This window comes from Planctobacterium sp. AWH2_060, from assembly GCF_056158425.1.
Map to the genome: position 1 here is coordinate 4,353,584 of NZ_JBSWTG010000001.1, position 24,352 is coordinate 4,377,935.

Below are 24,352 nucleotides of genomic sequence, written 5' to 3' on the forward strand. Positions count from 1 at the left end.
ATAAGAATCTGTTGACAGAAATGTACGATTAATAAACACTCTCAACAAACGATCAATAATTAACTAAGGTTAAGAAAAACTTAAGTGATAGAGCGTCGGTTACCCTCGTTGGGAGCACTCAAATATTTTAAGGTCGCTGCAGAAACCCTGAGTTTTAAGCTGGCGGCTGAAATTCTGTTTGTCAGTCAGGCGGCGATTAGCCAGCACATTAAAACCCTGGAGTCACAACTGGGGTGCAAATTGTTTGTGCGCAAAAACCGCGAAGTCAGCTTAACTGCGCAGGGCCGGTTGCTGTTGCCCTATGTGCAAAAAGGCTTCAGTGAGTTCCAAAAAGGCATCTCACAACTGGAAGAGGACAATCATCCCAATATCCTGAAGATTAATGTTTTGCCATCCATTGCGACTTTTTGGCTGATCCCCAGATTGCACCTGTTTCGCGCAGAGCATCCGGATTTACAGGTAAAGCTCATACCCGACCCTAATGTTGTGGTCTTTGATGACTTTAATCTGGATCTGGCTATTCGGTTTGGACCGGGGAAATACGACAATCTAAGTAGCCGATTGCTTTTCCCTGACAGGGTTGTAATGGTTTGCCATCCTCATCTGGTGTCAGAAAAGGTTACGCCTGACGATTTGCGTCATCTTCCGGTGATCACAGAAAACTACCATGATACCGATGATGCCTGGCAGCAGTTCTTACAAACCTATCAACTCAAGTTAAGTGACTTTAAAAATCATTTTGAAATCCGGGATGCCACACCTGCATTGGTGGGAGCTGTATTGGCCGGGCAGGGTATCGCTATGGTAAAGCAGTCCTTAGTTCAGGATTACATTGCCAGTAAGCAGCTGATCCCTTTATTTGGTTTTTCGCACCTTTGTGATTTTGCTTATTATTTAGTGGCGCCGGATTTTCACTTTAACTTTCCTAAAGTTATCGCGTTTGAATCCTGGTTGCGGGAGCAATCTAAACCTTTTATTACCGCTTTGAGCGAACAGCTACCTTCAGACTAACAGGCTAAAGTGATCTTTAACGTGTAACACGTGGGCCAGTGCATATTCCTCATGGGTTAAAGGACCATAGGCAAAGTGCTCAGCGAGTTCACCCTGATAGCTATTGAATTGCTGCAATGCCGTTAATAGCCGGGTTTGTCCCTGTTCTGCACTGACATCATTAATGGCAGGGGCACCGGGAATATCTTCTTCCAGATTGTGTTTCATGTAACCTTTTGAAGAAAAAGCACTAAAAGCCGCTTTGCCAACGGTGGATTTAAACATTTCGGATTTGTGAACCGGATAGCCGGTCATCGAATATTCGATACTTTGCGCCATATGCGCCAGTTTATGCCCCACTGACCAGTTTGAATCGAAGTTAAGGCTGGATACCTTAAGCGCTTCTATTTCTTTTATCAGGGCAGTAATTGTGAGGTCTTCTTTATTGCGAGGCACCAGATGCCATGCAGTGATTCCGGTGACGCCCAGAAAACCCAGCGACAGTGATGATGCGATAAAGAAACGTCGATTCATAGCAGATAAGATTGTGCCCTTTGGACTAAGTCTAACCAGGATTCTACGGTTTCGCACTGAAATATTCCCCGGTCGAGCCTTCTTATCTGTTTCAGAATTTTACGAAACATTGCTGTTGTCGTTTTGAGCAGTTGTGCCTGCTTACTGTCAGAAGTGCAAAGGTTTGGTAAAGGCGAGAACTTTTCATCCCTGCCACTAGTCAGTTGCCCATAACCTATCGTTTATCAAGGAAACTGAAATTTGAAAACTAATACATCTGTATTTTTGGCAGTGATGACTGCCGCCTTGTTGTCTGGTTGTGGTGGTGGTTCTGACTCTGCTTCAGATAAATATCCCAACGCTTACATACAGTTCTATAACGCCTCTCCCGACAGTGCCGACACTGAATTAGTGGTGGATGATGAAGTCATTAGCTCCAGCGCCTATGGAGATGTGACTGCTTTATATACATATGATGCAGATAGTTATGAAGTGGCATTGCAATGGCATGACTCGGATGGTCAGGAACACACCCTGACGGAAATGGAAATTGACCTACGCAGCAGTTATAAAACCATGTTGTTGATGGGCGGCGACTTTGAGAACCCGGATATCTCTGAGTTTTCCTTTGAACGCTCAGAGCTTGAGGACGAGTTTTATTTGTATGCCATGATGGGCGCTGCTGATTTGGGTAACTATGATCTTTATATTGCTGAATCGGGTGTACCCTTTGCCGATGCGAATTTTGTGGGTAATTTGCTGTATCTGCAACCCGAGAAAATGCCTTATTGGTCACCTGATGATGACGAGTTCGCCTGGCCAGTGGAAGACTATAAAATCTTTTTAGCGGATCCGGATAGCGGTGAAATGCTGTTTGAAAGTCAGGACATTGCATTTAATTATGAATCAGACTACATCCTGTCGGTACGCAAAACCTCTGGTGCCAATGACGACAATATTGTGGTGGACATTATTCTCAACTCCACCAATTTGACCGCTGAACAGGATATTACCGCCACAGCACAATTCAGAGTATATAGTGCTATGGAGTCTTCTGTTGCGTTGGATGTTAGTGTTTCAGACAGCGAGGAGCAATACGCCACCACGGTTGCCGGGGGCACGTTAACTGACTTTACCTCTGTGCAATTTGGCGATTACCAAATCAGTGCTGCCACAGATGATGGTGAGCACAGTTTTTCTGGCCGGCTGATGACGCTGAATCAGGGCGACAGTAAAACCATCGTCATGTTCGAAGATCCTGACCTGGGGTTAACTTCCCTGACTATGGAAGATAGTAACCTGCCACAATCCTTTGAACATCAGATATCGGTTGCCAATCTGTTACCGGAATTCAGTAATCTGGACATCTACCTGGTGCGCGACGATGAAACCAAGGACACCGCCGATCACAAAATGACTGGTTTAGATTACGCCGATAGTCGCACTATTACCGTGCCAAACGACTACTACTCTGTGGTAGTGGTATACGAGGACAATCTCGGCATTGAATCTTTGTTATATCGTTCAGAGTTGATCAATTTTAATGAAGATGGTGTCTATATCATTACTATTGAGCCGGTTGAGGCCACCGGAGGCTATCGCGCCAACGTCATTTGGTAAATGCCAAACCAAGGGGGACATGGCTTGTGAAACGCAAGTTATGACCCCTGTTAACCTTTTGCATACGTTTTCATTACAACTTTGCTACCGAAAACCGCAGGAGTAATTATACTGAGTTCTAAGCGTAATTCTGTATTGAGAAAGGTTAACAATTCATGAAACCCCGTTATATATCTGCGATCATCGCTTCAGTATTGGCGTTGTCAGCCTGTTCCAAAGCACCTGAAACATCTTCATCGGTAGCTGCACCGGCACAAGAACAGAGCAAGTCTTATAAACACATTACTCTTCAGGAAGAAACCGCCAACTGGTGGCAAAATGCCATCTTTTATGAAATCTGGCCTCGTTCTTTTTATGATGCTGATGGTGATGGAAGTGGTGATTTTGATGGTATGACGGCAAAGCTGGATTATCTTCAGGATTTGGGCGTAAACGGTATCTGGTTGACACCAGTATTCGAAGCGCCTTCTTACCACGGTTATGATTTTCAGGATTTCTACAACGTAGAATCTGATTATGGCACCATGGAAGACTTCGAAGAATTCGTGGCCGCTGCCCATGAAAAAGACATTAAGATTATTCTGGACCTGGTAATCAATCATATTTCCGATGGCCATGAGTGGTTCAAAAAGTCAGCTGCGCGGGAAGCTGGTTACGAAGATTATTTTATCTGGCGCAAAGAAATGCCCACCAGTTGGGGTAAAGCCTGGTCTGATGATGTCGATGACTCAGCTGCAGTCTGGCATTGGAATGAAACCCGTCAGGAATATTATTACGGCGCGTTCGCATCCACTCAGCCGGATGTCAATCTGGAAAACCCCAAAATCGTCGAAGAGATGAACAAGATGGCCACCTTCTGGTTAGAAAAAGGTGTAGATGGCTTCCGTTTGGATGCGGTGCGTTACGCTATAGAAGATGTCTCTGAAGACTGGAATGACGCGGACCAAGGCGATACCCAAGCTACTATAGATTACTGGGCGCAATTTACCGCCCATGTAGAGTCAATTAAACCGGATGCTATGCTGGTGGCCGAAGCCTGGTCCGATATGCCTACCATTGGCAAGTACTATGACGACGGCAAGGGCATGCACTCCGCCTTTGATTTTGATTTTGGCTATGTGGTGAGTGGTATATTAAATGCTGGTGGAGAACGCACCGCAGATTTCGGAACTGTGGATGAGTCGAAAACCGACAATACCCGGGAAGCGCTGTGGGAGAACTTACTGAGTCGTAAGGATAATGCACCTCTCTCCTTTTTCTCGCCGTTTTTAACCAATCATGATCAAAATCGTATCATGCACACATTGGGTGAGGATTGGACCAAAGCAAAAGCGGCAGCTACGTTACTGATGACCACACCGGGTACTCTGTATTTATACTACGGCGAGGAAATTGGCTTATCTCAGTATACTACTGGGGATGATCAATACCGTCGTGCCATTATGCAATGGGAAGACACCGATTCGGCAGGATTTAACGATACTGGTGCTTTTTGGTTAGATCAGGGACGTTGGTTTCCCTGGGTACAAGACCATAAAGCCTGGTGGGGACCATATTGGCAAAGCCAGAGACCATCTGGCTTGGCATCGGTTGATGTACAACAAGCCAATCCAGACTCATTGTTAAATCACTACAAAAAGTTGATTGCTGTGCGCAAAGGCTCACCTGCATTGCAGTTCCCGGATGAGATCCGTTATTACCCGGTAGACAATCAGAATGTTTGGCTGGTGCAAAATATCAAAGGTGATGAATCTCGAATAGTGATGGTGAACTTATCCACCGCAGAAGCGTCGGAATTCAGTGTGCCTGAAGAGATCAAAGGACAGCATAAGAATCAACTTACCAGCGCTACCTTAATATTAGGTGACAAAATTAGCTTGAAAGCAGGCGAGTCGGTCATACTTTAATTCCTAGGTACTTGGGTAAAAAGCCAGTGTCAGCCACTGGCTTTTTTGTGTGCAAAGACATTTGCCTATATTTTAAACTTTTTTTGAAAATAGACTGTCGTTGCCAGATCTTTTCTGTTACTATTGCGCGCCCTTTTTATGGGGGTATGTATAAAAGAGCAGCATAAGCTGTTTTTTTACAACGATATAACGGCTCGGGAGAGCCTTTAATTAGCGGAGCACTAACATGATCCAAATGCAAACTAACCTGGATGTGGCGGACAATTCCGGCGCTCGCAGGGTTCAGTGTATTAAGGTCCTTGGTGGCTCGCATCGCCGTTATGCAGGCATTGGCGATATCATCAAAGTTACTGTTAAGGAAGCAATTCCTCGCGGTAAGGTGAAAAAAGGTGATGTCTTGAATGCGGTGGTGGTGCGTACTAGAAAAGGCGTTCGTCGTCCAGACGGTTCAATTATCCGTTTTGATAACAACGCAGCTGTTTTGTTAAACAATAACAAGCAGCCAATAGGTACGCGTATCTTTGGTCCTGTGACCCGTGAGCTTCGTGCAGACAACATGAAGATCGTCTCATTGGCACCCGAGGTACTATAAGGAGTCGCGATTATGGCAAGTAAAATTCGTCGTGATGATGAAATCGTCGTTTTAGCAGGTAAAGACAAGGGTAAGCAAGGCAAAGTCCTTAAGGTTATCACTGGCAAAGACCGCGTAATCGTCGAAGGTGTGAATTTGGTTAAGAAACATCAGAAACCCAACCCACAGTTGAACGTTCCTGGTGGCATCGTAGAAAAAGAAGCATCTATTCATGTATCAAATGTAGCGATCGTTAACCCTCAAACGGGTAAAGCTGATCGTGTAGGTTTCCGTTTTGAAGATGGCAAAAAAGTCCGTATCTTCAAATCAAACGGTGAACAGATTTAATTAATTGGAGAATACGATGGCGAAACTGCATGATTTTTATAAAGAATCAGTCGTTCCACAACTCGCTAAAGAGTTTGGTTACAAGAGCGTCATGCAAGTCCCTCGGATAGAAAAAATCACCCTGAACATGGGTTTGGGTGAAGCATTAACAGACAAGAAGGTTCTTGAGAACGCTTCTAACGATATGATGTTAATCGCTGGTCAAAAGCCAGTGGTAACTAAAGCTCGTAAGTCTGTTGCTGGTTTTAAAATCCGTGAAGGCTACCCTATTGGTTGCAAAGTAACTCTGCGTGGCGATCGTATGTGGGAATTCTTTGAGCGTTTAATCTCTATCGCAATTCCTCGTATCCGTGACTTCCGTGGTCTGAACCCTAAATCGTTCGACGGCCGTGGTAACTACAGCATGGGTATCAAGGAGCAAATTATCTTCGCTGAAATCGATTTCGATAAGGTAGATAAAGTGCGCGGTATGGATATCGTTATCACCACATCAGCTAACACAAACGAGGAAGGAAAGGCACTGTTATCTGCTTTCAACTTCCCGTTCCGTAAATAAGGTGTAGGGTTATGGCAAAAGAATCAATGAAGGCACGTGAAGTAAAGCGTGCAAAATTAGTAGCCAAATACGCAACTAAGCGTGCTGAACTTAAAGCTATCATCAGCAGTGTAAATTCTTCTGATGAAGAGCGTTGGGACGCAGTACTTAAGCTACAACAACTACCAAGAGATTCTGCTCGTTCACGTCAACAAAATCGTTGTCGTATCACTGGCCGTCCTCATGGTTTCCTACGCAAATTTGGCCTGAGCCGTAACAAGCTGCGTGAAGCAGCGATGCGCGGTGAAGTCCCTGGTCTGAAAAAAGCCAGCTGGTAAGGAGTAGCAAATATGAGTATGCAAGATCCTATCGCGGATATGTTCACACGTATTAGAAACGGTCAAATGGCAGGTAAAGTATCTGTTGTTATGCCTTGTTCTAAGATTCGTGTTGCAATCGCAAATGTATTAAAGCAAGAAGGTTACATTGAAGATTTCAGTAAAGAAGGCGACGTAAAGCCGACTTTAGAAGTTACTTTGAAATACTTCGAAGGCAAAAGCGTTATCGATACTATCGAACGCGCCAGCCGCCCTGGTCTGCGCATCTATAAGAAAAAAGATGAGCTGCCTAAAGTATTGGGTGGATTGGGTATTGCCATTGTGTCTACCTCTAAAGGTGTGATGACTGACCGTGCTGCGCGTAAAGCTGGCATGGGTGGTGAGATCATCGGCTACGTAGCGTAACGGAGGATTATTCAATGTCACGTGTAGCAAAAGCACCTGTAGAACTTCAATCTGGCGTTGAGATAACTATCAACGGTCAGGAAGTTACAGTAAAAGGTAAAAACGGCACGCTTACTCGTGTATTCAACGACGCTGTTGAAGTCGTTCAGGAAGAAAACGCGGTTAAAGCCCTTCCTCGTGAAGGTTTTGATGATGCGTGGGCACAAGCAGGTACTGCTCGTGCACTACTGAACAACATGGTAATCGGTGCAACTACTGGTTTCGAAAGAAAGTTAGAGCTGATCGGTGTTGGTTACCGTGCGCAAGCACAGGGTAACAAACTGAACCTGACTCTGGGTTTCTCTCATCCCGTTGTATATGAAATGCCGGCGGGTATTTCTGTCGAAACTCCTAGCCAAACTGAAGTCGTCGTCAAAGGCGCTGACAAGCAGGTAGTTGGCCAGGTTGCAGCTAACATCCGTGGATACCGTCCGCCAGAGCCTTACAAAGGTAAAGGTGTTCGTTATTCTGATGAAGTTGTACTTCGTAAAGAAGCTAAGAAGAAGTAAGGGGTAGGTACGATGGATAAGAAAACATCTCGTTTACGTCGCGCCGCTCGTGCACGTTTTAAGATGCGTGAGTTAGGCGTACACCGTTTGGTGATACACCGTACACCTCGCCACATTTACGCACAATTAATTGCGCCAACTGGATCAGAAGTGTTAGCTGCTGCATCTACAGTTGAAGCAGATGTACGTAAAGATCTTAAGTCAACTGGTAATACCGACGCTGCTACTGCAGTAGGTAAAACAATTGCTGAACGTGCAATTGAGAAAGGTATTAAAGAAGTAGCTTTCGATCGCAGTGGCTTCAAGTACCACGGTCGTGTTAAAGCACTGGCTGAAGCAGCTCGCGAAGCTGGCCTTCAGTTCTAGGAGTAGATTATGTCTAGAGTAGAACCTCAACAAAGTGGTGAACTGTTAGAAAAATTAATCGCTGTTAACCGCGTAGCAAAGGTAGTTAAGGGTGGTCGTATTTTCAGCTTCACAGCATTGACTGTAGTTGGAGATGGTAACGGTCGCGTTGGCTTTGGTTACGGTAAAGCGCGTGAAGTTCCAGCTGCTATTCAAAAAGCAATGGAAAAAGCACGTCGCAACCTGGTAACAGTGGATCTTAACGGTCACACATTACAACACCCAATCAAGGGTCGTCACTCAGGCTCAAAAGTTTACATGCAGCCTGCTTCAGAGGGTACGGGTATCATCGCTGGTGGTGCAATGCGTGCAGTTCTTGAAGTAGCTGGTGTACAAAACGTATTGTCTAAGTGCTATGGCTCAACTAACCCAATCAACGTTGTTCGTGCAACGATCAAAGCGTTGACTGACATGAACTCACCAGAACAAGTTGCTGCGAAGCGTGGCTTGTCTGTTGACGAGATTATGGGGTAATTGACGATGGCAACAGTTAAAGTCAAGCAAACAAAGAGCTCTATTGGTCGTTTGCCTAAGCACAAAGCTACTTTGAAAGGCTTAGGTTTACGTAAAATTGGCCATGTTCGTGAATTGGAAGATACACCTGCGGTTCGTGGGATGATCAACCAGGTTTACTACATGGTAGAAGTGGTAGGGGAGTAAGTTATGTACTTAAATACTATTGCTCCTGCTCCAGGAGCCAAAAAATCTGGTAAGCGCGTAGGTCGCGGTATTGGTTCTGGCCTGGGTAAAACTGGTGGTCGTGGTCACAAGGGACAAAAGTCTCGTTCAGGTGGCAGCGTTAAGCCAGGTTTCGAAGGTGGTCAAATGCCAATTCAGCGTCGTTTGCCTAAGTTCGGTTTCACTTCACGTGTATCACTGGTTTCTGACCAGGTTACATTGACTGAAATCGCTAAGGTAGAAGGCGACACTGTTTCTTTAGAAACTTTGAAAGCTGCTGGTCTTATTAAGAAAGACAAGCTGTTCGTAAAAGTTATGAAGAGCGGTGAAGTTACTCGCGCGGTAACTGTTAAGGGCTTAAAGGTTTCTAAAGGCGCTCGAGAAGCAATCGAAGCGGCTGGCGGTAAAGTAGAGGAATAACCTAAATGGCGAAACCAGGATTGGATTCAGCAAAAGGTGGTTTGAGCGAGCTTAAAGCGAGACTGCTGTTCGTATTGGGCGCGGTAATCGTTTTCAGACTAGGCTCTTATATCCCTATTCCTGGCATTGATTCTGCCGTTCTTGCTCAATTATTTGAGCAACAAAAAGGCACGATCGTAGAGATGTTTAACATGTTCTCCGGTGGTGCTTTGGAACGTGCTTCAGTTTTTGCACTGGGAATCATGCCTTACATTTCAGCATCTATCATCATTAACCTGATGACAGTAATCCATCCGCCAATGATGGAGCTGAAAAAAGAAGGCGAGGCAGGTCGTCGTAAGATCAGCCAGTACACGCGTTATTTTACGCTGGTATTGTCCATCTTTCAGGCGATAGGAATTGCGACTGGTTTACCTAACCTTGTATCAGGTTTGGTAATAAATCCTGGATTTGGTTTCTACTTTACGGCAGTGGTAAGTCTGGTCACCGGTACCATGTTCTTGATGTGGTTAGGTGAGCAGATTACTGAAAGAGGGATTGGTAACGGAATTTCAATTCTTATCTTCGCTGGTATTGTTGCAGGTTTACCGACAGCTATAGGTCAAACCGCAGAACAAGCCAGAACCGGAGATTTGAGTCTGTTGTTCTTGTTATTTATCGGTGTGATTGTAATGGCAGTCACTTACTTCGTCGTTTTCGTAGAGCGTGGTCAGCGTCGAATCGTTGTTAACTATGCGAAGCGTCAACAAGGTCGTAAGGTTTATGCTGCACAAAGCACTCACTTACCGCTGAAAGTAAATATGGCGGGTGTAATTCCACCTATATTTGCTTCCAGTATCATTTTGTTCCCAGGTACTATTGCAACCTGGTTTGGACAAAACGAGTCTTTGGCTTGGTTACAAGACATCTCTTTGATGCTGTCACCAGGTCAACCTTTGTACGTAATGTTATATGCAGCGGCTATCATCTTCTTCTGCTTTTTCTACACGGCGTTGGTATTCAACCCGCGTGAGACTGCGGATAATTTGAAAAAGTCTGGTGCATTTGTTCCTGGGATTCGTCCTGGTGAGCAAACATCTAAGTACATCGATAAGGTAATGACTCGCCTGACACTGGCCGGTGCTCTTTATATAACCTTTATCTGTTTAGTGCCTGAGTTCATGATGATCGCCTGGAATGTACAATTCTACTTTGGCGGTACATCACTGCTGATTATCGTAGTGGTAATCATGGATTTCATGGCGCAGGTACAAACTCATTTGATGTCTCATCAGTATGAGTCTGTATTGAAAAAAGCCAACTTAAAAGGCTATGGCCGCTAAGTGGCATAACGGAGTGATGAAATGAAAGTTCGTGCATCCGTAAAGAGAATTTGTCGTAATTGCAAAGTCATCAAGCGCAACGGCGTTGTGCGTGTGATTTGTAAAGAGCCAAAGCATAAGCAACGACAAGGTTAATCGTTTCTGACAAAAGTCAGAAATAGTTTGCAATTTTATGCCGGATAAGTATCCTTACGGGCTTTTTATCTGGCGACTAACTTAGAGGAGTGCTGTTAATGGCCCGTATAGCTGGCATTAACATTCCGGAACACAAGCACACAGTTGTAGCGTTACGCTCGATCTATGGGATCGGCAATACACGCGCAAAATTAATCTGTGCCGAAGCTGGTATTCCGGAAAGTACAAAAATTAAAGAATTATCAGAAGCTGAATTGGACAATTTGCGTGATCAGGTAGCTAAATTCTCTGTTGAGGGTGACCTGCGCCGTGAAGTTCAAATGAACATCAAACGTTTGATGGACCTTGGTTGCTTCCGTGGCATACGCCACCGTCGTAGCTTGCCCTTACGTGGTCAGCGCACTAAAACTAATGCGCGTACCCGTAAAGGTCCTCGTAAGCCAATTAAGAAGTAAGCGGGGGAGTAAGTTATGGCTAAAGCACCAACTCGTGCTCGTAAGCGCGTAAAACGTCAAGTTGCTGATGGTATGGCGCACATCCATGCGTCGTTCAACAACACAATCGTGACTATCACTGATCGTCAAGGTAACGCTCTTTCATGGGCAACTTCTGGAGGCTCAGGCTTCCGTGGTTCTCGTAAATCAACTCCTTTTGCTGCTCAGGTAGCTGCAGAAAGAGCCGGCGTTGCTGCGCAGGAATATGGTTTGAAAAACATTGAAGTATTCGTAAAAGGTCCAGGTCCAGGTCGTGAATCTGCTATCCGTGCCTTAAATGCGGCAGGTTACCGCATTACTAATATTACAGATGTGACGCCTATTCCTCACAACGGTTGTCGTCCACCGAAAAAACGTCGCGTTTAATCGACGGATTGTTGGAGAAATATCATGGCAAGATACTTGGGTCCTAAACTCAAATTAAGCCGTCGCGAAGGAACAGATTTGTTCCTGAAAAGCGGTGTTCGTGCAATTGATTCAAAATGTAATATTGAAACTGCACCTGGTCAACACGGTGCACGTCGTGGTCGTTTATCAGACTACGGTGTTCAGTTGCGTGAGAAACAAAAAGTACGTCGTATGTACGGCGTTTTAGAGAAGCAATTCCGTAATTATTACGGTGAAGCGGCTCGCCGTAAAGGCAACACAGGTGAAAACCTGCTACAACTATTAGAACAGCGTCTTGATAACGTTGTATACAGAATGGGTTTTGCCAGCACTCGTGCTGAAGCTCGTCAGTTAGTCAGCCATAAAGCTATTATGGTTAACGGACAAGTAGTAAACATTCCTTCATTCAATGTATCTGCAGAAGACGTTGTATCAGTTCGTGAAAAAGCGAAAAAGCAAGCGCGTATTGCTGCCGCTCTGGAATTATCCGAGCAGCGTGAAAAGCCTACCTGGATTGAGGTAGATGCTAAAGCAATGGAAGGTACTTTTAAACGTGTACCTGAGCGTAGTGATTTGTCTGCTGAAATCAACGAACAACTTATCGTCGAACTTTACAGTAAGTAAAGGTTAAAAGTTAAAGAGAGGATATATGTCGGGTTCTGTAACTGAATTCCTAAGACCTAGACTGGTAGAAATCGAGAACGTTACTGGTACGCGCGCTAAAGTTACTTTAGAGCCTCTGGAGCGTGGTTTCGGTCATACTCTGGGTAATGCTTTACGCAGAATACTTTTATCTTCAATGCCTGGTTGTGCGGTAACTGAAGTCGAGATCGACGGCGTGTTACACGAGTACAGCACTAAAGAAGGCGTTCAGGAAGACGTGATTGAAATTCTGTTGAACCTGAAAGGGTTGGCAGTGCGTCTTGAAGGTAAAACTGAAGCTACTTTAACGTTAGTGAAGTCAGGTGCAGGTCCTGTACTTGCTGGAGATATCCAGCATGACGGAGATGTTGAAATTGCTAATCCAGAACACCTGATTTGTACATTAACAGGTGATTCAGAAATCAGCATGCGCATCAAAGTTGAGACAGGTCGTGGTTATGTACCTGCTTCTACCCGTCGCTCCTCTGAAGATGATGATAGACCAATTGGTCGTCTGTTGGTTGATGCTTCCTACAGTCCTGTAGATCGTATTGCCTACAATGTAGAGTCTGCCCGTGTTGAACAGCGCACAGACTTAGACAAGTTGATCATCGATATGGAAACTAACGGTACTATCGACCCGGAAGAAGCGATTCGCCGCGCAGCTACTATTTTAGCTGAGCAATTAGAAGCGTTCGTAGATCTGCGCGATATGACTGAGCCAGAAGAAAAAGAAGAGAAACCTGAGTTTGATCCTATTCTTCTGCGTCCGGTGGATGATCTTGAATTGACAGTACGTTCTGCAAACTGCTTGAAAGCAGAAGCAATTCAGTACATTGGTGACCTGGTACAACGCACCGAGGTTGAGCTGTTGAAGACCCCTAATCTGGGTAAGAAATCGCTAACTGAAATTAAAGATGTGTTGGCCTCTCGTGGGTTGTCTTTGGGTATGCGCCTGGAAAATTGGCCGCCTGAAAGCATCGTCGAGAAGGATTAATCAGGCAACTTTCTGATTAAAAGAGAAGGGTGATATTATGCGCCATCGTAAGAGTGGTCGTCAGTTAAATCGAAACAGTAGCCATCGTCAGGCTATGTTTCGTAACATGGCTAGCTCACTAGTTAAGCATGAAGTTATTAAAACTACTTTGCCAAAAGCTAAAGAGCTACGTCGCGTAATTGAACCTCTTATTACTCTTGCTAAGCAAGACAGCGTTGCAAACCGTCGTTTGGCTTTTGCTCGTACACGTGATAAAGAGGTAGTAGGTAAGTTATTCAATGAGTTGGGTCCTCGCTATACTGAGCGTCCTGGTGGTTACACTCGTATTTTAAAGTGTGGCTTCCGTACTGGTGATAACGCACCTATGGCTTTTGTTGAACTGGTAGATAGACCAGAAGCAGAAGTTGAAGCAGTTTCAGAAGAAGCTGTAGCAGAATAAAAAAACCGGGCGAAAGCCCGGTTTTTTGTTTTTATACCCATCTAAATAAAAAGTCTTTCTTAACTCCTTATTTTTTCAATTCCTTCATTATTGCGGCAAACTCTTCTTCGTTAATTCCGCCCTTTAATGCATATTCTTTTACTGTACTATCACTTAATCCGGCATTTTGAGCAGATTCTAAAATCTTTTGTAAATACTCTCTTTTAGATGAAGATTCTTTTAACGCAGTAGTCACTACATCTTCAGCTTTACCCGGGAAAACGGCCAATAAGGCATCTACAATATATTCACCAACAAAGGGTACTGCCTCAACTGCGGTTTTAACAATATCGACTACATCATTAGGATGAGTTTCTACTAACGTTTGGACTATGCGATCAGCTGAGTCTGGTTCTGTAACCACTGCTACTCGCACAATATCCTTTAATTCGTCGGGAGTGGTGTTGGCTGCCGCATGAACTACAAAGTCTACATAACTTGGCTCTGCGTTAATTGCCACTTCTACAATATTAGGGCAACTGGTTACACCTTTATCTATCGCTACAGCAACAATCTCTTTAGTTAAAGAGGGAGCTGCAGAAACGGCAGCATAAACAATGTCTTTATATTTTTCTGGATAAAGATCTAAAGTGGTATCGACGATGCGAGCTGCATGTAATGGATAGTGTTCTACAATACTTTTAACCGCACGCCCAACAGACATATTCTGCTGCACCTGCTTTTGTATAAATTCCGATGTTACGTAAAAAGAGTCATTTGAGTTCCCTTCAAATGCGAGTGTGTTTCCAGCCATGGAAATTAATAGCGCACTTATTATTCTAAGCTTCATTTGAAGATCTCTTAAGAAATTAACCTATAGCTCTAATATGACTTATGTATCGGTTAAAAGTTCAATTTGTTACCAAAAGTTTTCAAATTAAACAGGATGTTAACAAAAATAGCAATAATAGTTTAAAAACCCAGCAATTAAATAAAATACCTAAAAAACTTTAAATAAAGTATTGACGGTGTAAATCATGTCTGTAGAATGCGCGCCTCGCTTGGGGAGACAATCTTTCGAAGCGGCTTCTTAAAGTCTAAAACCTAATTTAGTGAAAACTCTACGGGCCTTTAAGTAAGCGGGCTACAACAAGTTACTTGAAAAAATAAACTCAAATAAAATGTTGACAAGCCAAACGGGAAGTGTAGAATGCGCATCCCGCTTGAGGAGAGGCTCGAGCAAACGTTCTTTAACAATCAGCAATAAGACAATCTGTGTGGGCATCGATTGATTTTGATGTCGACCCAAAAAATTTATATTTTCGATTTTAATTGAAGAGTTTGATCATGGCTCAGATTGAACGCTGGCGGCAGGCCTAACACATGCAAGTCGAACGGTAACAGGATAGCTTGCTATCGCTGACGAGTGGCGGACGGGTGAGTAATACTTAGGGATCTGCCCCGGGGTGGGGGACAACCATTGGAAACGATGGCTAATACCGCATAACGTCTATGGACCAAAGAGGGCTTCGGCTCTCGCCCTGGGATGAACCTAAGCGAGATTAGCTTGTTGGTGAGGTAAAGGCTCACCAAGGCGACGATCTCTAGCTGTTCTGAGAGGAAGATCAGCCACACTGGGACTGAGACACGGCCCAGACTCCTACGGGAGGCAGCAGTGGGGAATATTGCACAATGGGGGAAACCCTGATGCAGCCATGCCGCGTGTGTGAAGAAGGCCTTCGGGTTGTAAAGCACTTTCAGTGAGGAGGAAAGGTTGAAGGTTAATACCCTTTAGCTGTGACGTTACTCACAGAAGAAGCACCGGCTAACTCCGTGCCAGCAGCCGCGGTAATACGGAGGGTGCGAGCGTTAATCGGAATTACTGGGCGTAAAGCGCACGCAGGCGGCTATATAAGCCAGATGTGAAAGCCCCGGGCTTAACCTGGGAGAGTCATTTGGAACTGTATAGCTAGAGTTTTGGAGAGGAGAGTGGAATTCCAGGTGTAGCGGTGAAATGCGTAGATATCTGGAGGAACATCAGTGGCGAAGGCGGCTCTCTGGCCAAAAACTGACGCTCATGTGCGAAAGCGTGGGTAGCGAACAGGATTAGATACCCTGGTAGTCCACGCCGTAAACGCTGTCTACTAGCTGTATGCGGATTCATTTCTGTGTGTAGCGAAGCTAACGCGCTAAGTAGACCGCCTGGGGAGTACGGCCGCAAGGTTAAAACTCAAATGAATTGACGGGGGCCCGCACAAGCGGTGGAGCATGTGGTTTAATTCGATGCAACGCGAAGAACCTTACCTACACTTGACATGCAGAGAACTTTCCAGAGATGGATAGGTGCCTTCGGGAACTCTGACACAGGTGCTGCATGGCTGTCGTCAGCTCGTGTCGTGAGATGTTGGGTTAAGTCCCGCAACGAGCGCAACCCTTGTCCTTAGTTGCCAGCATTTGGTTGGGCACTTTAAGGAGACTGCCGGTGACAAACCGGAGGAAGGTGGGGACGACGTCAAGTCATCATGGCCCTTACGTGTAGGGCTACACACGTGCTACAATGGCAGATACAGAGGGATGCGAGACAGTGATGTGGAGCGGAGCCCTTAAAGTCTGTCGTAGTCCGGATTGGAGTCTGCAACTCGACTCCATGAAGTCGGAATCGCTAGTAATCGCAGGTCAGCATACTGCGGTGAATACGTTCCCGGGCCTTGTACACACCGCCCGTCACACCATGGGAGTGGGATGCAAAAGAAGTAGTTAGTCTAACCTTCGGGAGGGCGATTACCACTTTGTGTTTCATGACTGGGGTGAAGTCGTAACAAGGTAACCCTAGGGGAACCTGGGGTTGGATCACCTCCTTACGTAAAGGTGTCGAATTGAATTCAATTCGATGTTCACACAGATTGTTTTATTGTCAATTGTAGGTCGGAATTCATTCCGACGAAGGGCCTTAATGACTACTCTTCTTGTTCAAAAAGTAGATTAATCATTAAGGTTTTTAATTCTCTGGAGTTAAATCATCCTTAAACTGTTCTTTAACAAACTGGAAAAGCTGATAAATCATCGATATTGATGTGTTGTTTCGATAACGCATGCAATATCAACCAAGTATGTATTTTTTAAAAATTTAGGGTAAACGATAGCGTTTTACTCTATCTGACATAGGCGAGTTACAGTCAAGCAGCAATTCTTGCATTACTGATGGCAACATTGAGTGATACAGGGGTTGTATGATTAAGTGACTAAGCGTATACGGTGGATGCCTTGGCAGTCAGAGGCGATGAAGGACGTGTAAATCTGCGAAAAGCGTAGGTGAGGTGATAAAACCCGTTATAACCTACGATGTCCGAATGGGGAAACCCGGCCTTAGGGTCATCTGTAACTGAATTCATAGGTTGCAGAAGCAAACGAGGGGAACTGAAACATCTAAGTACCCTCAGGAAAAGAAATCAATTGAGATTGCCTTAGTAGCGGCGAGCGAACGGGTAACAGCCGATGATTTATGTTGTAGTGGAATCTTCTGGGAAGTTGAGCGATACAGGGTGATAGCCCCGTACACGAAGCAGCATGAATCACATATTAAGTAGGACGGGACACGTGTTATCTTGTCTGAAGATGGGGGGACCATCCTCCAAGGCTAAATACTCCTGACTGACCGATAGTGAACCAGTACCGTGAGGGAAAGGCGAAAAGAACCCCGGCGAGGGGAGTGAAACAGAACCTGAAACCGTATACGTACAAGCAGTGGGAGCAGACTTGTTCTGTGACTGCGTACCTTTTGTATAATGGGTCAGCGACTTATATTTTGTAGCGAGGTTAACCGCATAGGGGAGCCGTAGCGAAAGCGAGTCTTAACTGGGCGCTTAGTTGCAAGGTATAGACCCGAAACCCGGTGATCTAGCCATGGGCAGGTTGAAGGTTGAGTAACATCAACTGGAGGACCGAACCCACTAACGTTGAAAAGTTAGGGGATGACCTGTGGCTGGGGGTGAAAGGCCAATCAAACCGGGAGATAGCTGGTTCTCCCCGAAAGCTATTTAGGTAGCGCCTCGGACGAATACCATTGGGGGTAGAGCACTGTTTGGGCTAGGGGGTCATCCCGACTTACCAACCCCATGCAAACTCCGAATACCAATGAGTACTATCCGGGAGACACACGGCGGGTGCTAACGTCCGTCGTGGAGAGGGAAACAACCCAGACCGCCAGCTAAGGTCCCCAAATATTGCTAAGTGGGAAACGATGTGGGAAGGCTAAGACAGCTAGGAGGTTGGCTTAGAAGCAGCCACCCTTTAAAGAAAGCGTAATAGCTCACTAGTCGAGTCGGCCTGCGCGGAAGATGTAACGGGGCTAAGCAATATACCGAAGCTGCGGCAGCACGTAAGTGCTGGGTAGGGGAGCGTTGTGTAAGTGGATGAAGGTGAATCGAGAGGTTTGCTGGACATATCACAAGTGCGAATGCTGACATGAGTAACGATAATGGGGGTGAAAAACCCCCACGCCGGAAGACCAAGGTTTCCTGTCCCATGCTAATCAGGGCAGGGTAAGTCGGCCCCTAAGGCGAGGCAGAAATGCGTAGTCGATGGGAAACGGGTTAATATTCCCGTACTTTTATATACAGTGATGGGGTGACGGAGAAGGCTAAACTGGCATGGCGTTGGTTGTCCATGTGAAAGTGTGTAGGCTGAGAGTTCAGGTAAATCCGGACTCTTAAGGCTGAGACACGAGACGAGTGACTACGGTCGCGAAGCAGTTGATGCCCGGCTTCCAGGAAAAACCTCTAAACGTATGTATATAAGAACCGTACCCCAAACCGACACAGGTGGTCAGGTAGAGAATACTAAGGCGCTTGAGAGAACTCGGGTGAAGGAACTCGGCAAAATAGTACCGTAACTTCGGGAGAAGGTACGCCTCTGATTGTGATAAGACTTGCTCTTTAAGCGATTGGAGGCCGCAGTGACCAGATGGCTGGGACTGTTTATTAAAAACACAGCACTGTGCTAACACGAAAGTGGACGTATACGGTGTGACACCTGCCCGGTGCCGGAAGGTTAATTGATGGGGTTAGCGTAAGCGAAGCTCTTGATCGAAGCCCCGGTAAACGGCGGCCGTAACTATAACGGTCCTAAGGTAGCGAAATTCCTTGTCGGGTAAGTTCCGACCTGCACGAATGGTGTAACCATGGCCATGCTGTCTCCACCCGAGACTCAGTGAAATTGAAATCGCAGTGAAGATGCTGTGTACCCGCACCTAGACGGAAAGACCCCGTGAACCTTTACTACAGCTTGGCACTGAACATTGACCCTACATGTGTAGGATAGGTGGGAGGCTTTGAAGCGTTGTCGCCAGATAGCGTGGAGCCATCCTTGAAATACCACCCTTGTATGTTTGATGTTCTAACCATCACCCGTAATCCGGGTGTGGGACAGTGTCTGGTGGGTAGTTTGACTGGGGCGGTCTCCTCCCAAATAGTAACGGAGGAGCACGAAGGTTAGCTAATCACGGTCGGACATCGTGAGGTTAGTGCAATGGCATAAGCTGGCTTAACTGCGAGACAGACACGTCGAGCAGATACGAAAGTAGGTCATAGTGATCCGGTGGTTCTGAATGGAAGGGCCATCGCTCAACGGATAAAAGGTACTCCGGGGATAACAGGCTGATACCGCCCAAGAGTTCATATCGACGGCGGTGTTTGGCACCTCGATGTCGGCTCATCACATCCTGGGGCTGAAGTCGGTCCCAAGGGTATGGCTGTTCGCCATTTAAAGTGGTACGCGAGCTGGGTTTAGAACGTCGTGAGACAGTTCGGTCCCTATCTGGTGTGGGCGTTGGATGATTGAGGGGAGCTGCTCCTAGTACGAGAGGACCGGAGTGGACGAACCGCTGGTGTTCGGGTTGTGATGCCAATCGCATTGCCCGGTAGCCAAGTTCGGAACGGATAACCGCTGAAAGCATCTAAGCGGGAAGCCGGCCCCAAGATGAGTCATCCCTGACAGTTTAACTGTCCAGAAGGGTTGTTTAAGACTAAGACGTTGATAGGCAGGGTGTGGAAGCGTTGTAAGGCGTTAAGCTAACCTGTACTAATTGCCCGTGAGGCTTAATCATACAACACCCGGTATTATTTGGTGTTGTAGGTTGGACTTGAGTCCGACAAAAGATGTAGACGCACTATGTTAAGAGTAGAACGCGCTTACCTTAAGAAATACGAAAAAGAATTCATACGATTTATCAGATTTTTCCCAGTTTTGTTACCAGTTTTTGTCTGGCGGCCATAGCGATACGGAACCACCTGAATCCATTCCGAACTCAGCAGTGAAACGTATTAGCGGCGATGGTAGTGTGGGGTCTCCCCATGTGAGAGTAGCACACCGCCAGGCTCCTATTTAGAAAGAAGGCTACCCGTTTGGGTAGCCTTTTTTCGTTTCTGCGGCTTCAAATATCTTCAATCCTGGCGAGTGTGTCGGGTAGCCTCCTTTCTAAATAGCGGTTAGCTGCGCTAATCTACAAGGGCAACCCAACCCATCGGGTATCATGTTGAGTCATGTTTACTGATTAGCGTACGGGGGACAAACGTCCCTGTGAGGGCAGCCAGCCTGCACATCCCTGTGCAGTCGTTCGGCCGGGCGGCGCTTCGCGCCTAAAGATACCGGCCTCACCCCCATGTGAGAGTAGGTCGTAATTTATTGCGACAAAGGAGCCGATTCAACCACCGCTGTCCGATTAAAATCGAACCTGCAACCCATCGGGCACTACGTAATTGTAGGTCGTAATTTATTGCGACAAAGAGGCCAGATTCCACCACCGCTGTCCGATTTAAAATCGAACCTGTAAACCATCGGGACCCTCGTAATTGTAGGTCGTAATTTATTGCGATAAAGGAACCAGGTTCAACCACCGCTGTCCGATTAAAATCGAACCTACAAACCATCGGGACCCTATGAGTGTAGGTCGTAATTTATTGCGACAAAGGAGCCGATTCAACCACCGCTGTCCGATTAAAATTGAACCTGTAACCCATCGGGCACCACGTAATTGTAGGTCGTAATTTATTGCGACAAAGGGACCAGATTCAACCACCGCTGTCCGATTAAAATCTATCCTGCAACTCATCGGGGACCCTATGATTGTAGGTCGTAATTTATTGCGACAAAGAGGCCAGATTCAACCACCGCTGTCCGATTAAAATCGAACCTACAACCCATCGGCAACCTGCGATTGTAGGTCGTAATTTATTGCGACAAAGGGACCAGATTCAACCACTGCTGTCCGATTAAAATCGAACTTACAATCCATTGGGCACCACGTAATTGTAGGTCGTAATTTATTGCGACAAAGGGACCAGATTTTACCACCGCTGTCCGATTAAAATCGAACCTACAATCCATCGGGGTCCTATGAGTGTAGGTCGTAATTTATTGCGACAAAAAGACCAGTTTCAACCACCGCAGTCCGATTAAAATCGAACCTACAACCCGTCGGTCACCACGTAATTGTAGGTCGTAATTTATTGCGACAAAAAGACCAGATTCAACCACCGCTGTCCGATTAAAATCGAAACTACAATCCATCGGGCACCACGTAATTCTAGGTCGTAATTTATTGCGACAAAGGGACCTGGTTCAACCACCGCTGTCCGATTAAAATCGAACCTGCAACCCATCGGGCACTACGTAATTGTAGGTCGTAATTTATTGCGACAAAGGGACCAGATTCAACCACCGCTGTCCGATTAAAAACGAACCTACACCCATCGGGCACCACGTAATTGTAGGTCGTAATTTATTGTGGCAAAGGGACCAGATTCAACCACCGCTGTCCGATTAAAATCGAACCTACAACCCATCGGGCACCACGTAATTGTAGGTCGTAATTTATTGCGACAAGAAAGCGTAATAAGAGTTAGTTTAAGTCATTCGAAGATAAATAATTTTTTGTGGAGAGGGCTTGGTAATGACTGCTTGTCTCTTTAGAATTAGCAACAACTAAACTGACGGTGAGTTTTCATTGGTAAACCTCAAAAATCGCCACACGTTATCGCTACAGGCGTCGTGTAACAATCTTTATGAAGTAGAGAATATTCAAGAACTGGATTCCTTAGACTTGGATCATCAACATTATTTTGTATTAGGTGGCGGAAGTAATGTCGCGTTTGTAGAAGACTTTGACGGTGACATTGTCACTTTTACCAATAAGCAGTTATCGATTACTGAAAATGACGACAGTTGGATTATTGAAGCTGGTGCGGGTTTTGTTTGGCACGATCTGGTTCTGGAAGTCACCCAAAAAGGTATTGGGGGTTTAGAAAATCTGGCTTTGATACCTGGTAATTGCGGTGCAGCGGCAGTGCAAAACATTGGTGCTTATGGTGTCGAGTTTTCAGGTTTGTGTATGGGCGTGCAAACAGTAAATATACAAACAAAAGAAATAAAAGAACTCACTAATCCAGAATGTTGCTTTGGTTATCGCAATAGTATTTTTAAAAGTACTGATGGCTCTGATTTATTGGTCACTAAGATTCGTTTACGATTGCCCAAAAAATGGCAGGCTAAACTGACTTATCAAGGCCTGGATAGCTTAGCTACAGATGTACCACCATTGACGGTTATGAATAAAGTCATAGAGATTCGACAGTCAAAATTACCTGATCCTGCAAAACTCGCTAACGCTGGTAGCTTTTTTAAGAATCCTGTTGTGACCGCTGATGTTGCCTCTATCCTCAATGAGCGTTATCCCGAAATGCCAACTTATCAGCTGGATAAAAATAGCGTTAAGTTATCATCAGGTTGGTTGATAGAAAAGGCTGGCTTTAAGGGCAAGATAGTGGATTCAATTGGTACCTACGAAAAGCACGCGCTTGTAATAGTAAATCATGGTCAAGGCTCTGGTCAGACATTGTTGCAATTTGTGCGTGATATAAAAGAACAAGTCTGGGATTTGTTTTCGGTAAATTTAGAAAATGAAGTCTTACTAATAGGTAAAAATGGAGTCATTAACCTATGAGTCGAATTGATCACTCTGTGCTCATTAAAAGTCTGTCTGCCAGTCAATTTGTTTCTGGAGAAGAGTTGGCCAATCGGTTTGGTGTTTCCAGAACGGCTATAGCAAAGCAGATTAGGTTACTGCAAGAACATGGCGTCGATATATTCTCGGTTCACAGGAGCGGCTACAGGTTAGGGACAGATATTGAGTTATTGCAGAGCGACATACTGCTTCCTCAACTAATACAACAAGATAGCAGCATGTTGCACGTCGATTCATTAATCGACTCAACAAACGACTACGTGAAAGAACGTGTGAACGGTTTGCCTGATGGATTTGTGTGTTTGGCCCAGGGGCAAAAGAAAGGGCGGGGCAGACAAGGTAAAACATGGGTATCTCCCTTCGGAAGCAATCTTTACCTTTCCATGAAATGGCACTTTGAAATGGGCTTTCAAAGCCTTTCAGGTTTAAGCCTGGCCATAGGCGTAGCAACAGTGCGAACGATTAAGCCCTTCGTCACATTACCGGTTTCATTGAAATGGCCCAACGATGTGTATATTGATGCTAAGAAGGTTTCCGGAACCTTGGTGGAGGTCTCCGGAAATTCTGATGGTAGTTGTGATGCCATTATTGGAATTGGTCTCAATGTTAACATGGAGGAATCTAAGGACATTGATCAACCCTGGACGGATTTAACAAGAAGCAGTCAGAAATTAATCAATAAAAATACACTAGCTGCCACATTTATTAATAATCTACGCCAGACGGTAGCGCAATTTTCTTCTGAAGGATTATCGCCATTTGTAGAAGAATGGGAAGACCATGACCATTTCCGGGATAAACCCATCTTTATAGTAAATGGCAAGAACCAATACCAATGTATTGCTCGTGGTATAAGTCCAACAGGCGCTCTTTTAGTTGATGTTGCTGAAGGGGATAAAATAGTGCGTAAAGAGTTGTTTGGGGGCGAAATAAGTGTCAAAACAGCGTGAAGTATTGTTGGTAGATGCCGGTAACAGCAACGTTAAATCCTGCTTTCTGTCAGGAGAAGAGTTTTTATTACAAGCGGACCCCTTAAAAGATTTAGCTTTATTGCAAAGCACCCAGCGGGTGATTTTGGCGTCTGTACGAAGTCCCTCCTATTCCGAACAATTACAATATGAGTGTCAACGAAATAATGTCGAGTTTAAAGAGGTTTTAACCGACAGAACTGCCTTTGGCACCCGTTGCGCATATCAAAACTTTAAAACTCTAGGTGTGGATCGTTGGATGATGATTCTTGCCGCTGCCCAATACGCAGAACAAGCCTTATTGGTAGTGAGTATTGGTACAGCCATGACAGTAGACTTTATACACGAGAAGCAACACAAGGGTGGCTGGATCACACCTGGTTTTGATATGGCTAAGTCCGCGTTATTTAACAATACCCAACAGGTTTTTGGAAACAACGATTATCCAGGAGAAAACCTGTTCGGAAGCTCAACTGAGCATTGTGTAAATTATGGTTGCCGTGCACAAGTAAACGGATTGATTTATGAAGCAATAAATAACGCAGAACAATTTGCGGAAAAGGTTAAAGTGCTGGTTTGTGGCGGAGGTGTTTCCCTGTTGGACAAGGAAAAGTTTGACAATATAGAAGTTGAAGAGAATCTTATTTTTAAAGGAATGAAGCGCTTTATTTGAGCGCATAAAGGGCATAAAA

25 protein-coding genes and 3 rRNA genes are annotated in these 24,352 nt (G+C 45.3%); 26 read left to right on the forward strand and 2 right to left on the reverse strand.

The window, feature by feature from the left end; genetic code table 11:
• Positions 1–84 precede the first annotated feature (84 nt).
• A complete protein-coding gene (locus ACXAD8_RS18685) occupies positions 85–1,011 on the forward strand; it encodes a LysR substrate-binding domain-containing protein (RefSeq protein WP_475231488.1) in 927 nt (308 codons plus the stop codon).
• Here the strand turns inward: ACXAD8_RS18685 and ACXAD8_RS18690 are convergent.
• Positions 1,003–1,581 (reverse strand): DUF1569 domain-containing protein, encoded by a 579-nt coding sequence (locus tag ACXAD8_RS18690; protein WP_475231489.1) that lies wholly within the window; start codon positions 1,579–1,581, stop codon positions 1,003–1,005. The two genes, ACXAD8_RS18685 and ACXAD8_RS18690, sit on opposite strands and share 9 nt — an antisense overlap.
• A 183-nt stretch (positions 1,582–1,764) precedes the next feature.
• On the opposite strand from ACXAD8_RS18690, the gene ACXAD8_RS18695 reads away from it, so the two are divergent.
• The 19 genes from ACXAD8_RS18695 to rplQ all read left to right on the forward strand — a co-directional run bounded on the left by ACXAD8_RS18695 (position 1,765) and on the right by rplQ (position 13,694).
• Entirely contained in the window at positions 1,765–3,123 is a 1,359-nt protein-coding gene (locus ACXAD8_RS18695) for a DUF4397 domain-containing protein (RefSeq protein ID WP_475231490.1), read from the forward strand.
• Between the two features lie 155 nt (positions 3,124–3,278).
• Entirely contained in the window at positions 3,279–5,030 is a 1,752-nt protein-coding gene (locus tag ACXAD8_RS18700; protein WP_475231491.1) for an alpha-amylase family glycosyl hydrolase, read from the forward strand.
• A 226-nt stretch (positions 5,031–5,256) separates the two neighbouring features.
• A complete protein-coding gene (rplN, locus tag ACXAD8_RS18705) occupies positions 5,257–5,622 on the forward strand; it encodes a 50S ribosomal protein L14 (RefSeq protein WP_229531413.1) in 366 nt (121 codons plus the stop codon).
• A 12-nt stretch (positions 5,623–5,634) separates the two neighbouring features.
• The gene (rplX, locus tag ACXAD8_RS18710) at positions 5,635–5,949 is read left to right on the forward strand and encodes a 50S ribosomal protein L24 (RefSeq protein ID WP_338291044.1); all 315 of its coding nucleotides are present in this window, start codon (positions 5,635–5,637) and stop codon (positions 5,947–5,949) included.
• Between the two features lie 16 nt (positions 5,950–5,965).
• The gene (rplE, locus tag ACXAD8_RS18715; protein WP_229531415.1) at positions 5,966–6,505 is read left to right on the forward strand and encodes a 50S ribosomal protein L5; all 540 of its coding nucleotides are present in this window, start codon (positions 5,966–5,968) and stop codon (positions 6,503–6,505) included.
• Positions 6,506–6,516: 11 nt separating this feature from the next.
• Positions 6,517–6,822 carry a 30S ribosomal protein S14 gene (gene rpsN, locus ACXAD8_RS18720; protein ID WP_475231492.1) on the forward strand — a complete coding sequence of 102 codons (306 nt, stop codon included), beginning with the start codon at positions 6,517–6,519 and terminating at the stop codon, positions 6,820–6,822.
• A gap of 12 nt (positions 6,823–6,834) precedes the next feature.
• On the forward strand, positions 6,835–7,227 hold the full coding sequence (rpsH, locus tag ACXAD8_RS18725) for a 30S ribosomal protein S8 (RefSeq protein ID WP_229531417.1): 393 nt from the start codon (positions 6,835–6,837) through the stop codon (positions 7,225–7,227).
• 14 nt (positions 7,228–7,241) lie between these two features.
• Positions 7,242–7,775 carry a 50S ribosomal protein L6 gene (gene rplF, locus ACXAD8_RS18730; protein ID WP_475231493.1) on the forward strand — a complete coding sequence of 178 codons (534 nt, stop codon included), beginning with the start codon at positions 7,242–7,244 and terminating at the stop codon, positions 7,773–7,775.
• A 12-nt stretch (positions 7,776–7,787) separates the two neighbouring features.
• A complete protein-coding gene (gene rplR, locus ACXAD8_RS18735) occupies positions 7,788–8,141 on the forward strand; it encodes a 50S ribosomal protein L18 (protein WP_475231494.1) in 354 nt (117 codons plus the stop codon).
• A gap of 9 nt (positions 8,142–8,150) precedes the next feature.
• Positions 8,151–8,654 (forward strand): 30S ribosomal protein S5, encoded by a 504-nt coding sequence (gene rpsE, locus ACXAD8_RS18740; protein WP_229531420.1) that lies wholly within the window; start codon positions 8,151–8,153, stop codon positions 8,652–8,654.
• 6 nt (positions 8,655–8,660) lie between these two features.
• On the forward strand, positions 8,661–8,840 hold the full coding sequence (gene rpmD / locus ACXAD8_RS18745) for a 50S ribosomal protein L30 (protein ID WP_229531421.1): 180 nt from the start codon (positions 8,661–8,663) through the stop codon (positions 8,838–8,840).
• Between the two features lie 3 nt (positions 8,841–8,843).
• Positions 8,844–9,278 carry a 50S ribosomal protein L15 gene (gene rplO, locus ACXAD8_RS18750; protein WP_475231495.1) on the forward strand — a complete coding sequence of 145 codons (435 nt, stop codon included), beginning with the start codon at positions 8,844–8,846 and terminating at the stop codon, positions 9,276–9,278.
• Between the two features lie 5 nt (positions 9,279–9,283).
• Positions 9,284–10,600 (forward strand): preprotein translocase subunit SecY, encoded by a 1,317-nt coding sequence (gene secY / locus ACXAD8_RS18755; protein ID WP_475231496.1) that lies wholly within the window; start codon positions 9,284–9,286, stop codon positions 10,598–10,600.
• A gap of 21 nt (positions 10,601–10,621) precedes the next feature.
• Complete coding sequence (gene rpmJ / locus ACXAD8_RS18760; RefSeq protein WP_338291052.1) at positions 10,622–10,735, forward strand: 50S ribosomal protein L36; 114 nt, start codon at positions 10,622–10,624, stop codon at positions 10,733–10,735.
• 98 nt (positions 10,736–10,833) lie between these two features.
• Positions 10,834–11,190, forward strand: a complete 357-nt coding sequence (gene rpsM / locus ACXAD8_RS18765; RefSeq protein ID WP_475231497.1) for a 30S ribosomal protein S13 — start codon at positions 10,834–10,836, stop codon at positions 11,188–11,190.
• Between the two features lie 15 nt (positions 11,191–11,205).
• Positions 11,206–11,595, forward strand: coding sequence for a 30S ribosomal protein S11 (rpsK, locus tag ACXAD8_RS18770; protein WP_229531426.1), 390 nt, complete (start codon positions 11,206–11,208; stop codon positions 11,593–11,595).
• Between the two features lie 24 nt (positions 11,596–11,619).
• Positions 11,620–12,240 (forward strand): 30S ribosomal protein S4, encoded by a 621-nt coding sequence (gene rpsD, locus ACXAD8_RS18775; protein ID WP_229531427.1) that lies wholly within the window; start codon positions 11,620–11,622, stop codon positions 12,238–12,240.
• Positions 12,241–12,265: 25 nt separating this feature from the next.
• Complete coding sequence (locus ACXAD8_RS18780; protein ID WP_229531428.1) at positions 12,266–13,255, forward strand: DNA-directed RNA polymerase subunit alpha; 990 nt, start codon at positions 12,266–12,268, stop codon at positions 13,253–13,255.
• 37 nt (positions 13,256–13,292) lie between these two features.
• Entirely contained in the window at positions 13,293–13,694 is a 402-nt protein-coding gene (gene rplQ / locus ACXAD8_RS18785) for a 50S ribosomal protein L17 (RefSeq protein ID WP_229531429.1), read from the forward strand.
• A 67-nt stretch (positions 13,695–13,761) separates the two neighbouring features.
• Here rplQ and ACXAD8_RS18790 read toward each other — a convergent pair whose 3' ends face one another.
• Complete coding sequence (locus ACXAD8_RS18790; protein ID WP_475231498.1) at positions 13,762–14,523, reverse strand: carboxymuconolactone decarboxylase family protein; 762 nt, start codon at positions 14,521–14,523, stop codon at positions 13,762–13,764.
• A 479-nt stretch (positions 14,524–15,002) separates the two neighbouring features.
• Here ACXAD8_RS18790 and ACXAD8_RS18795 point away from each other — a divergent pair.
• The 6 genes from ACXAD8_RS18795 to ACXAD8_RS18820 all read left to right on the forward strand — a co-directional run bounded on the left by ACXAD8_RS18795 (position 15,003) and on the right by ACXAD8_RS18820 (position 24,333).
• Positions 15,003–16,534, forward strand: a 16S ribosomal RNA gene (locus ACXAD8_RS18795).
• A gap of 371 nt (positions 16,535–16,905) precedes the next feature.
• Positions 16,906–19,776: ribosomal RNA gene (locus tag ACXAD8_RS18800) — 23S ribosomal RNA — on the forward strand.
• A 156-nt stretch (positions 19,777–19,932) separates the two neighbouring features.
• Positions 19,933–20,048 (forward strand): 5S ribosomal RNA (rrf, locus tag ACXAD8_RS18805).
• Together the 16S, 23S and 5S rRNA genes form the textbook arrangement of a ribosomal RNA operon.
• A gap of 1,627 nt (positions 20,049–21,675) precedes the next feature.
• Positions 21,676–22,671: a UDP-N-acetylmuramate dehydrogenase gene (gene murB / locus ACXAD8_RS18810; RefSeq protein ID WP_475231499.1), complete on the forward strand. Its 996-nt coding sequence runs from the start codon at positions 21,676–21,678 to the stop codon at positions 22,669–22,671.
• The gene (gene birA / locus ACXAD8_RS18815; RefSeq protein WP_475231500.1) at positions 22,668–23,642 is read left to right on the forward strand and encodes a bifunctional biotin--[acetyl-CoA-carboxylase] ligase/biotin operon repressor BirA; all 975 of its coding nucleotides are present in this window, start codon (positions 22,668–22,670) and stop codon (positions 23,640–23,642) included. Before murB ends, birA begins: the two co-directional genes overlap by 4 nt.
• On the forward strand, positions 23,626–24,333 hold the full coding sequence (locus ACXAD8_RS18820) for a type III pantothenate kinase (RefSeq protein WP_475231501.1): 708 nt from the start codon (positions 23,626–23,628) through the stop codon (positions 24,331–24,333). The genes birA and ACXAD8_RS18820 overlap by 17 nt, the downstream gene beginning before the upstream one ends.
• Positions 24,334–24,352 lie beyond the last annotated feature (19 nt).

Excerpts from the sequence above, each read along its gene's own strand:
- ACXAD8_RS18700 (WP_475231491.1), top strand. The coding sequence starts at position 3,279 with ATGAAACCCCGTTATATATCTGCGATCATCGCTTCAGTATTGGCGTTG.
- rplN (WP_229531413.1), top strand. The coding sequence starts at position 5,257 with ATGATCCAAATGCAAACTAACCTGGATGTGGCGGACAATTCCGGCGCT.
- rplX (WP_338291044.1), top strand. The coding sequence starts at position 5,635 with ATGGCAAGTAAAATTCGTCGTGATGATGAAATCGTCGTTTTAGCAGGT.
- rplE (WP_229531415.1), top strand. The coding sequence starts at position 5,966 with ATGGCGAAACTGCATGATTTTTATAAAGAATCAGTCGTTCCACAACTC.
- rpsN (WP_475231492.1), top strand. The coding sequence starts at position 6,517 with ATGGCAAAAGAATCAATGAAGGCACGTGAAGTAAAGCGTGCAAAATTA.
- rpsH (WP_229531417.1), top strand. The coding sequence starts at position 6,835 with ATGAGTATGCAAGATCCTATCGCGGATATGTTCACACGTATTAGAAAC.
- rplF (WP_475231493.1), top strand. The coding sequence starts at position 7,242 with ATGTCACGTGTAGCAAAAGCACCTGTAGAACTTCAATCTGGCGTTGAG.
- rplR (WP_475231494.1), top strand. The coding sequence starts at position 7,788 with ATGGATAAGAAAACATCTCGTTTACGTCGCGCCGCTCGTGCACGTTTT.
- rpsE (WP_229531420.1), top strand. The coding sequence starts at position 8,151 with ATGTCTAGAGTAGAACCTCAACAAAGTGGTGAACTGTTAGAAAAATTA.
- rpmD (WP_229531421.1), top strand. The coding sequence starts at position 8,661 with ATGGCAACAGTTAAAGTCAAGCAAACAAAGAGCTCTATTGGTCGTTTG.
- rplO (WP_475231495.1), top strand. The coding sequence starts at position 8,844 with ATGTACTTAAATACTATTGCTCCTGCTCCAGGAGCCAAAAAATCTGGT.
- secY (WP_475231496.1), top strand. The coding sequence starts at position 9,284 with ATGGCGAAACCAGGATTGGATTCAGCAAAAGGTGGTTTGAGCGAGCTT.
- rpmJ (WP_338291052.1), top strand. The coding sequence starts at position 10,622 with ATGAAAGTTCGTGCATCCGTAAAGAGAATTTGTCGTAATTGCAAAGTC.
- rpsM (WP_475231497.1), top strand. The coding sequence starts at position 10,834 with ATGGCCCGTATAGCTGGCATTAACATTCCGGAACACAAGCACACAGTT.
- rpsK (WP_229531426.1), top strand. The coding sequence starts at position 11,206 with ATGGCTAAAGCACCAACTCGTGCTCGTAAGCGCGTAAAACGTCAAGTT.
- rpsD (WP_229531427.1), top strand. The coding sequence starts at position 11,620 with ATGGCAAGATACTTGGGTCCTAAACTCAAATTAAGCCGTCGCGAAGGA.
- ACXAD8_RS18780 (WP_229531428.1), top strand. The coding sequence starts at position 12,266 with ATGTCGGGTTCTGTAACTGAATTCCTAAGACCTAGACTGGTAGAAATC.
- rplQ (WP_229531429.1), top strand. The coding sequence starts at position 13,293 with ATGCGCCATCGTAAGAGTGGTCGTCAGTTAAATCGAAACAGTAGCCAT.
- ACXAD8_RS18790 (WP_475231498.1), bottom strand. The coding sequence starts at position 14,523 with ATGAAGCTTAGAATAATAAGTGCGCTATTAATTTCCATGGCTGGAAAC.
- birA (WP_475231500.1), top strand. The coding sequence starts at position 22,668 with ATGAGTCGAATTGATCACTCTGTGCTCATTAAAAGTCTGTCTGCCAGT.